General features: G+C 40.1%; 10 protein-coding genes. 2 read left to right on the top strand and 8 right to left on the bottom strand.

Going from position 1 to position 9,453, the window contains the following annotated elements; translation table 11 throughout:
* Window positions 1-12 precede the first annotated feature (12 nt).
* From F557_RS0112750 to F557_RS0112710, 7 genes are all read right to left on the bottom strand, one after another.
* Window positions 13-690 (bottom strand): AAA family ATPase, encoded by a 678-nt coding sequence (locus F557_RS0112750; RefSeq protein WP_019002611.1) that lies wholly within the window; start codon window positions 688-690, stop codon window positions 13-15.
* Between the two features lie 620 nt (window positions 691-1,310).
* Entirely contained in the window at window positions 1,311-1,820 is a 510-nt protein-coding gene (locus F557_RS19915) for a hypothetical protein (RefSeq protein WP_019002608.1), read from the bottom strand.
* A complete protein-coding gene (locus F557_RS0112730) occupies window positions 1,821-2,939 on the bottom strand; it encodes an AAA family ATPase (RefSeq protein ID WP_026297912.1) in 1,119 nt (372 codons plus the stop codon).
* A gap of 139 nt (window positions 2,940-3,078) precedes the next feature.
* Window positions 3,079-4,224 (bottom strand): alpha/beta hydrolase, encoded by a 1,146-nt coding sequence (locus tag F557_RS0112725; RefSeq protein ID WP_245539411.1) that lies wholly within the window; start codon window positions 4,222-4,224, stop codon window positions 3,079-3,081.
* On the bottom strand, window positions 4,175-5,032 hold the full coding sequence (locus F557_RS0112720) for a carboxymuconolactone decarboxylase family protein (protein WP_019002605.1): 858 nt from the start codon (window positions 5,030-5,032) through the stop codon (window positions 4,175-4,177). Before F557_RS0112720 ends, F557_RS0112725 begins: the two co-directional genes overlap by 50 nt.
* A gap of 10 nt (window positions 5,033-5,042) precedes the next feature.
* A complete protein-coding gene (locus F557_RS0112715) occupies window positions 5,043-5,630 on the bottom strand; it encodes a flavodoxin (RefSeq protein WP_019002604.1) in 588 nt (195 codons plus the stop codon).
* A gap of 554 nt (window positions 5,631-6,184) precedes the next feature.
* The gene (locus F557_RS0112710; RefSeq protein WP_052310524.1) at window positions 6,185-7,216 is read right to left on the bottom strand and encodes an alpha/beta hydrolase; all 1,032 of its coding nucleotides are present in this window, start codon (window positions 7,214-7,216) and stop codon (window positions 6,185-6,187) included.
* A gap of 307 nt (window positions 7,217-7,523) precedes the next feature.
* Here F557_RS0112710 and F557_RS0112705 point away from each other — a divergent pair, with 307 nt between their 5' ends.
* Window positions 7,524-8,429 (top strand): LysR family transcriptional regulator, encoded by a 906-nt coding sequence (locus F557_RS0112705; RefSeq protein ID WP_019002602.1) that lies wholly within the window; start codon window positions 7,524-7,526, stop codon window positions 8,427-8,429.
* Between the two features lie 209 nt (window positions 8,430-8,638).
* On the opposite strand, the gene F557_RS0112700 is transcribed toward F557_RS0112705, so the two are convergent.
* Window positions 8,639-8,908 (bottom strand): PD-(D/E)XK nuclease domain-containing protein, encoded by a 270-nt coding sequence (locus tag F557_RS0112700; RefSeq protein ID WP_245539410.1) that lies wholly within the window; start codon window positions 8,906-8,908, stop codon window positions 8,639-8,641.
* Between the two features lie 66 nt (window positions 8,909-8,974).
* Between F557_RS0112700 and F557_RS19910 the strand changes: the two genes are divergently transcribed.
* A partial coding sequence (locus F557_RS19910) for a transposase (RefSeq protein WP_019002600.1) occupies window positions 8,975-9,453 on the top strand: 479 nt, incomplete at its 3' end.

Raw genomic sequence — 9,453 nt, 5'->3', positions numbered from 1 at the left:
ATTAAAAATACATTAGGTGGATTGAGTCCTGTTCAGTACAGACTTAGCAGGGAACAATCTGAGTAATATATGTCCAGTTTTTTGTCCGCATCCCCGTTTAATAAATTTTTTCTGTAAAGCTTCATTGTTACAATTTTCCCTGTACACCAAATCCCATTCATCCATAATAAAAATGAATTTGGTATTCAAATCCTGAGTAATCGCAAGCAAAGTTTCCAGAAGACCGGTATTTTCAATCTGATGCTTTTCAAGACATGCTGAAAAAATATCATTGGATTTTAGTTCCTTAATTATTGAGTACTCAAAATAGTCAACCAAATCATTAACACCTTCTACTTTCTGTTTCTTGTTGGAATATCCGTCAAACAGACCGTCAATGGTATTCATATCAATGTAGATGACATTATGTTTATTAAGATGCTCTGCAAAACTGGCTCTATTAGCTATTTCAAGTTTGTCAAAAATATTCTGCCCGGCATATCCTTTGGAATAATAGGCGGAAATCATATGAGCGGTTACAGTTTTTCCAAATCTGCGGGGACGGGTTACAGCCAAAAGCTTACCATCAGTATTAAAGAGTGCGTTAGTTTTTTCTAAAAAATCCGTTTTATCAACAAACACTCTAGTATCTCTGGCTTTAACCAGATTGATAAAACTGTTATCGTTACTGGGATTCAGAATGTTACCCATAACACTTAACCTCTCCAAACTTCATGATATTCCCATTTTATTTACCACAGCACTGAATTTTGATCCGTGATATGCAATTGAACTTAAGAGGAGCTGATGTCAAAACCTTTCTTTCTGCCATCTAATTTAACGACTATACGCGGATTATTCAACATTTATCTGACGTTTATCCGCAAAGTATTAAACCAATATGCATTTTATGTCATCGATATTTACCTTCGATTCATCATTCTCTTAAACATCGCAATCTCATCTGCACAATCGTGCTTAGTCGTACCGCTTTTGTATCTCTCTTTCTGATGCGCCTCGTAGTATTCCTCCTGAAAAACCACCGACCAGTAGTTGAACTCGGTGGTGGGGTATTCAAGAACCTCCGAAATCGGGCGGTGAAGCTCCCGGGCAATTCTCACCGCCAGTCTGAATACGAAACTGCCCCGGATTAGTTTTTTAGGTGTGCCTCACCTGTGATATTGAGAGCCGAGAAGGCATTAACGAGCTGTAGCAGTACCTTATTCGGCACTATTGCCATCTGCTCACCTCCTTACAGGCATAAAAAAGACCGCCGAAGCGATCTCTTTAGGTATAAAAAAGGAGCCGTTAAGCTCCTGTTGTAATTTAATTTAGATTTTGATTTTCTTTGAATGGTTAGTAATCTTATCAAACGGCGTTGCAGGATTCATAGCCCAGAGATTTTGAATATCAAAATGATGTGACTCAAATTTACTCTTTAGGTTTCGCTCCTTGAGCATATCTCTTTTAAAATCTTTTTTACTTTTTGATTTCAGAAACTCTTCAATGTTTTTCAGCCCCATGGCTCTAATCAGTTCATCTTCGATGTTTTTCACCTGCGGTACGCAATAAACATCCTTTATGTTTGAAGATTTTTTTGCCTTTCTGATGTTTTCATTAAGGATTGCAGGATCTCCCACATCGGTATCAAAAACAAAAACTAAAGTTGTTCCATCCTGTAATGTTCTCAGTTTCAGATCAGTCAGTCTTTCCTGCACGACATTCAGAATCTGGACCTTACCGGGGATAATCAGGCGCATGTCGGTCTTAAGAACTTCAATTAACCTCTTCTCATCATCGCCTTCTACATAGTATTGAAATATTCCGGAAGCTTTTTTCATTTAAATATCCGTTAATGCAAATATTTTTTCCAACATTGGAGCAGATGAGAACAGATCATTCTGCACAGCAGTCTTCACTGAATCTCTGTTTTTCTTGATGTAATCTCCGGCATTGATGACGGAAATATAAGAGACTCCGTCAAATATCTCTTTGCGCAGAAAATTAAAACTGTGCTTTGGAAAATTCATGTCAAGAATGTCCGTATTATGAGTGGTAAAGAACAGCTGTCTGTCTCCTTCCAGCTTTTCCACCATTAGTGACAGGAATGCCTTTTCAATGTCGGAATGGATAAACGAGAACTTTTCATCACAATAAAAGAATGAATACATTCCGCTTACCATTGCTGCAAACATATTTGCCAGACTGACACCTTCTCTGGTTCCGCTGGAAAGAAGCCCGTCATCGACAATGATCCCGTTTTTGATTATCACCTGTTTTCCGCCAATCTTGATAACATAGGTATCATTCACTTCCTTTACTTTTTCGACATCAGTAATAAGGGGATCCAGAGCCTGGAGGGTATTTTTCAGAATCTGCAGATATCTCTCTTCATTTTTTGGGGTATAGCTTGCAGCCAGATTTTCACTGTCCCGTGAAAACTCAAAAGCCCATGACATTGGTTTAATTTTTTCCAGTTCTCTGATGTAGTCGCTGCAGTAACCGGTGTCTGAGTTTGAATCCAGTTTTTCCAGTGTCTTTTCGTAGGTGTCGCTTTTGCCGATTTCTGTCTGCTCAACTTTTATCAGAAAATCACTGCTTGAATAGTTTTTGCTTACCTTCTTTCCTTTGATTATCGAGGAAACCCTGTAAAAGTCATCGTTTACGACAAACTGGATCTCAAATTTTGCATCTTTCTTAGAGTCATTTATACATGAAGCGATACTGGCATATTCCTTCCTGGCAATGAAATTAAGAATGTTCAGTAGCATTCTGCCGATGGAGGTTTTACCGGAGGCATTGGCGCCCATAAGAATGTTCAGTTTTTTATACCTGAAATTCAGATGATCCTTAAGGCATTCAGTCATCTGGTTTCCAACGATTTTTTTTGCATAAGTCATGGACATCTCAAAGTCATTGAAAGCCATGTAGTTATCAAGTTTCAGCTTCATCAATATCATTGTTCTATCCTTTGTATTAGTTCCGTTTCATGGAAGTAATACCATTTTGCTATTCTTTTTCAAACAGATCAACTGATGTGGATTCCATAACAAAAGACCGCCGAAGCGATCTTTTGTTAAAGCTTAGTTTTGGTTAATGTTACTTGAGATTCTTTTTGTAGAAATCCTCAATCTTATCAAACGGTATTTTTTCCAAGTTATCGTACAAATCTACGTGATTTGCATCCTTGATAATAAGCAGTTCTTTGTTATCACCCTTGAGCTTTTTAAAAGCATCTTCACCAAAATAACGGCTGTGAGCTTTCTCTCCGTGAATTACAAGAACCGGAGTTCTGATTTCATCAGCATACTGCAGGATCGGCATATTGATTAGGGAAAGAGCAGACGTCATGTTCCAGTGCCCGTTGGAATTTATAGAGCGTGGGTGAAATCCGCGTTTGGTCTTGTAGTATCCCCAGTAATCCTTAACGAACTGCGGTTCATTTCCGGACAGAGTCTCTGGCAGACCGTCTGCCGTTTTAAATGTTTTGCCGGCATAGTCCAAAGTTCTTTGTTTGTTGAGAGCTACTTTCATTTCATGGCGGGCATCTGCATCAACCGAATCGTTATAGCCCTTTGCTGAAACTCTTGTCATGTCATACATGGTTACGGCCACAGTCGCCTTGATTCTAGTATCCATTGCGGCAGCGTTAAGGGCAAAACCACCAAAACCGCAGATCCCCATAATACCGGTAGCATCGGGATTAACGTTGCTGTTGTTGCTCAGATAGTCAATCGCAGCAGAAAAGTCCTCTGTGTTGATATCCGGGCTGGCTACATTTCTCGGGGTTCCTTTGCTTTCTCCGGTAAATGACGGATCAAATGCAAGAGTGATAAAGCCGCGTTCGGCAAGTGTCTGGGCATACAGACCGCTGGATTGCTCCTTTACAGCACCAAAAGGACCGGAAACAGCTATTGCCGGTAATTTACCTTTGTGCTCCTTTGGTATATACAAATCACCAACAAGGGTAATCCCATACCGATTCGTAAATTCAATTTTCTGAACATCTACCTTATCTGATTTTGGAAATGTTTTATCCCAGTCCTCTGCCATAGCCGTACCTATACCCATCATTGTCAAACACGCGGTAAATAAACCGCAACATAAGCCTTTACCCATTCGTTCACCATCCTTGATAAAACTGATATCCATATGTGCTGGTTGATTCTTTACAAAGTAGAAATCATTGATCAAACTATTTGAGTTTGGAATAATCCTCGTCAGTAACCGGCTCGAGCCATTCATTGGAGGTGTTTTCTCCCTCAACTTCAATCGCAAGGTGAGAAAACCATGAATCCGGAGCGGCTCCGTGCCAGTGTTTTACATTTGCCGGAATGTTTATTACATCACCAGGGTTCATCTCTACTGGAGCCTTGCCCTGTTCCTGATAGTAACCGCGGCCGCCAACAGCAATTAAAATCTGACCGCCGCCTTTCTGGGCATGATGGATATGCCAGTTATTACGACATTTTGGTTCAAAGGTTACATTGAATATTTTTACCTGACTTACAGAAACCGGTGCAAGGTAGCTCTGACCTATGAAATATTTTGCATAGGCGGTATTCGGTTCTCCTACAGGGAACATTATGGTTCGGGCATACCTGTCTTTCTCAGAAGAAGCAGTGGCAGCGTTATCGTTCCAAACCTCCTTTGCAAGGTTAAAAACAGCCCATGCCTTAGGCCATCCTGCATAAAAAGCATTATGAGTAATGATAGCTGCAATTTCTTCTCTGGTTACACCGGCCTTTTTGGCATTCTCAAGGTGATACTTCATGGAGGAATCAGTAATCCCCAGGGACATCAGCGAAGTTACCGTGATTATGGTTCTTGTTTTTAGAGAAATATCTTTGTTGTTCCAGTTCTCACCAAAAAGGACGTCATCATTGTAATGAGCAAAATCAGGGGCAAATGCACCTAGATTATCTCTTCCTGCCGTCTGCACAATTCTTTTTTCTTCCTTCATGTTTCCGGTATCCTTCATATCTGCTGTCGCATAACAGGTTCCGCATACTGTTAAAGCAAAGCAGCAGAACAGATTAGTTAAATTTCTCATAATGCATTCCTTATTCTATGGATTTAAGCCACTTCAAAACCTGCTCTTTAACATTATCCCTGTTATTCTGACAATCCTCACCACGAACCGCTATACCGTTCTTTACCAGTGATTTAGGAAACAGAGTTTTCAGCGTGGCATCCAAACCAGACAATCCGCTTCCCTGATGGGTTACAAAAGGTATTAAAGTTTTTCCGTTAAAGTCATTATTTTCAAAAACGGTATACATAATCATCGGGTAGTTTCCCCACCAGATAGGAGAGCCGATATAAATCTCCTTGTATTCAGATAAATCCGGCAAAGCTCCCTGATATTTCGGACGAGCCTTTTTTTCCAGTTCATCATTGGCTAACTCTGTAAGTTCTCTATATGGAAGATTGTAATCATCATTTACAGGCTTTATCTCAAAAATATCCGCATCTTTCTGGCTAGCAATTATTTTTGCTACTATTGCTGTATTTCCTTCCGTTATATTACCAACCTTATACTGATCACCGGTTCTGGAAAAGTAAATCACTAAAGAATCTTTAGCAAAACAATCTGACATCAACCCGAATAAAGCTATAAAAAAGGAAATTTTTAAAATAAATTTTTTCATGTTGCCGTACCTAAATTCTTCCAAATGCTCACCTTTCAAACATCTTAAAGGACAACAAAGTTAACGTCACCATAAATTCAAAATAATTGCACAGAACATTCACAAAAAAAGTTTCGATTCAGTGTTTATTTTACTCAAATAAGCCCTGGGTAATCCCGATAGCGAGTATTGATGAAATAATATCGCCAACTTCTGAGTTCGGGATTACAATCCTTCGGAAAATACGCACGTTGGTTATAAAAAATTAAGCTCCGTACTAATTGTTGGCGTTCTTTATCGCCCATTCAATGGCATGGTCTTCATCCAGAATTCCACACCGCATCCCCCTCCGAATTCACTATCTTTTATGTTTTAAGCTATTGAAATTTGTTGTAACACTGTCGCCACTATCTCTGCTACTCGTATATTTATAACACAATTATGTACAGGTATGAAAAAAGCCCATGCGTATGGAGAGCCTCCATTAGATCATGAGCCTGTCTATAATATGCTTCTATGTTACGTCAGGTTTTCCAAACTATTATCGTATAAAAAAACTGCCACTCTCTACTCTTTTATTTTAGGTTTGTTCTGAAGAAGTTATCAATTTCATCAAATGGTATTTTATCCATCTGATCATACAGATCCACATGAGTTGCTCCCTTTACCACGATCAGTTTTTTAGGTTCTGACGCCTTCTGATACACATCTTCTGAAAAATATCTGGAATGCGCCCTGTCTCCGGTAACCAGCATGAGAGGACGAGGTGTCAGCTCCTTTATATTATCCATAAGCCTGAAATTGAAGAATCCGTACGGAGCAGTAGAGTCCCAGGCAGATGTGTTGGAATTGATTGCCCGCGGATGGTAGGCCCTTCCGACGTAGTATCCGAAGAAATCTTTAATCACCGGATTGGCATCATCAGGAAGCTTGTTAGGAAACATAGTTTCATAATTCTGAACTCTGCCTTCTGCATCTACGGCTATTTCATGAGCTCCCCTTATCAAACCGCCCTTCTTAGCCTCTGCATCACGCATAGCAGCCAGATGTTTCTTGACAATATTACGCTGTTCTTCGGTGTAGTAATCTCCTTTGTAGTGATCGCTGATGCTTTCTGACATATCATACATTGCTGATGTCACAACAGCTTTGATTCTTATATCATTTGAAGCTGCTGTGATAGCCATTCCAGCAAGACCGCACAGCCCTACCACACCTATTTTTTCAGGATCAACAAACTTCAGATTACTGATAAAATCCACTGCTGCACTGAAATCCTCTGTAAAAATATCAGGAGAGGCCATATCGCGTCTGCTCCCTCCGGATTCCCCGGTCATAGACTGATCAAAGGCTACTGTTACAAAACCTCTTGATGCCAGTTCCTGGGCATAAAGACCTGATGCCTGTTCCTTGACTGCACCGAACGGGCCGGAAATCACTACAGCACTGTATTTTTTTGAACTGTCAAAGTTTTCTGGCAGATACAGATGTCCGGCGACATCAAAGCCGTAGTGGTTTGTGAAAACGACCTTCATAACCTGAATGTTTTTATTGATTTTGAAAACTCTGGTATCATCCTTCAGGTTTTCTATTGAAGATTTCTTCATTTGTGAAGCATCTGATATAACAGATACAGGAATGTCATATGCCATGATGTTTGTTACTCCCGTAAGCATTGCCGCTGCAACTAAAGCACCTAATAATTTGAGTGGTTTCATAACTACCTCCCATTTTTTTATGACGTCAATTTGTTGAATTCACTAATAAAGAATCTGAGAATTGATACATAAATTCCGATTTCCTTTTCTTAAGTGTAAGAAAATTATCATATAATTACAAATGGTAAAAATTCATAACACATTATTCCATTATGGAATAATACTAAATTAAATTTAGATCAGAGAATCCCAGAAAATGGATCTGAAACTGCTTAAGAATTTTCTCATGGTAGCCAAAACAGGAAACATGACAAGGGCATCAGCAATGCTGTTTATTACCCAGTCAGCCCTTTCCAAACAGATGAAAGAGCTGGAAGCTGAATTCGGGTGTACGTTTTTTGAAAGGATTGGAGGTGGAATGAAGCTCACGGAGGAAGGCTTATTACTCCGTAAAAGAGCGGAAGACATAGTTTCTCTCGTGGATAAAACCAAACAGGAATTCAGAGATATCGAAGACATAATCGGCGGAGATGTTCATATCGGCGCTCCGGAAACCTGTCACATCGATATCTTCGCCCGGGAACTGCTTGCCTTCCGCCGTAAGTATCCAGGATTACGCTGTCATGTCATCAGCGGTATGACTGAACAGGTGACCAAGAAGATGGACGGAGGTCTTCTTGATTTTGTGATTATTTCAGGTTTACCGGATACCGACAGATACAACTACATCCGCTACCCGGCTGACGACATCTGGGGAATGGTGGTTCGCCGGGATCATCCATTGGCAGCTATGGATAAAATAACCATTGATGATCTGCTTCCTCATAACATAATTATCTCAACACAGGGACTCTCTGAGGAAATTTCAGGCTGGTGCGGTGATCGGGCAAACGAACTTAAAGTTACGGATACGGTTAATCTTGCCTATAACGGCTCCAGGTTTGTCAGGGAAAATATTGCAGTTATGCTGACATACAAAGGGCTGGTTGATACCAGTCCGGGAAACGGGCTTGTATGGATCCCTTTGTATCCGGAACTCAGTACCCCGACATATTTAATCTGGCGAAAATTTCAGGTTTTCACACCTATAGTCGAAAAGTTTCTTGAACACCTGATAAGAGCATTCAAGAACCTTAATCAGGTCATTCCCAATAATGATTAAGCAGAACGGGCTTTTCTGCTCCGTTTGTTGATGTCATTAACCTGTATAGATACAACCTCATGATTGATGCCTGATTGATTAACTATTGCAGTATGCCTGCATGAACACAATTTTTCTGATAGCTTCCATTTCAGGCTTCATTTACTCATGCTCTTTTCTAAACTCTTCATCTGCTCGTTGAGCATATCGTTGATATGTTATTGGCATAATTACCCGCAGTGCACACACTCAGAACCAACAAATACCATGGCGTAGGCCTTAATCTGTCTGTCCCTGAACTCAATAGCAGACTTGTATCTTTGAACCTGAGCCGTTGCGTCCTTTATAGTATTTTGAATTTTGGCTTCCGTGGCATCAGTCTTGGTGACGTATTTAAGCTCAATGAGATAAATGCATTCGTTTTCCTGACCTACATTTACGGTAATCACCAGATCAGCAAATTTCTCTCCGTCCCCGACTACCCGAAGTGATTTCTGCATTTCTGAAAACACCGCGTCCATGGAAGGGGATGCGGACAAAAAACTGGACACCTAAAGAGGTGATCTATGGCATATACCGTCCAGCAAATCAAGGCGGCTTTAAAGCTTTATGACAGACTAAAAAAAATTGTTCCTACCGTTCGTCAATTAGGTTATCCAACTGCTCATACCATGTATGAATGGATTAACCAGAGAGAAGCAACAGGAGGTAAATTTCCTGATATCGAACCATTAGGAGTTAGTAAACGTCACCTAAAGGTGAAAATGAATCATGATGGTTTCTCTGCCGAGCATAAGCTTAAGATTCTAAAACGTTGCTTTGAAGGAACTGAAAATATTCGCGATGTTGCTATAGATGAAAAGGTTTCACGTACTATAATCTATTCATGGAGAAAAAAGTATCTTAAGTACGGAGTGTTTGGATTGCAACAAAAGAAAAAGCAAATCAAAAGGACTGCATCGATTGAAGAACTAAAAGCAGACCACTCGACAGACAATGGAGAAAAATCATCAGATAAATCGGCAAGTTCTGAAGATATTGCACT

The organism is Succinimonas amylolytica DSM 2873, assembly GCF_000378405.1.
GTDB classification, from domain to species: domain Bacteria; phylum Pseudomonadota; class Gammaproteobacteria; order Enterobacterales; family Succinivibrionaceae; genus Succinimonas; species Succinimonas amylolytica.
The sequence above is the reverse complement of the archived record's forward strand: the minus strand, read 5'-3'. Positions and strand labels throughout refer to the sequence as shown.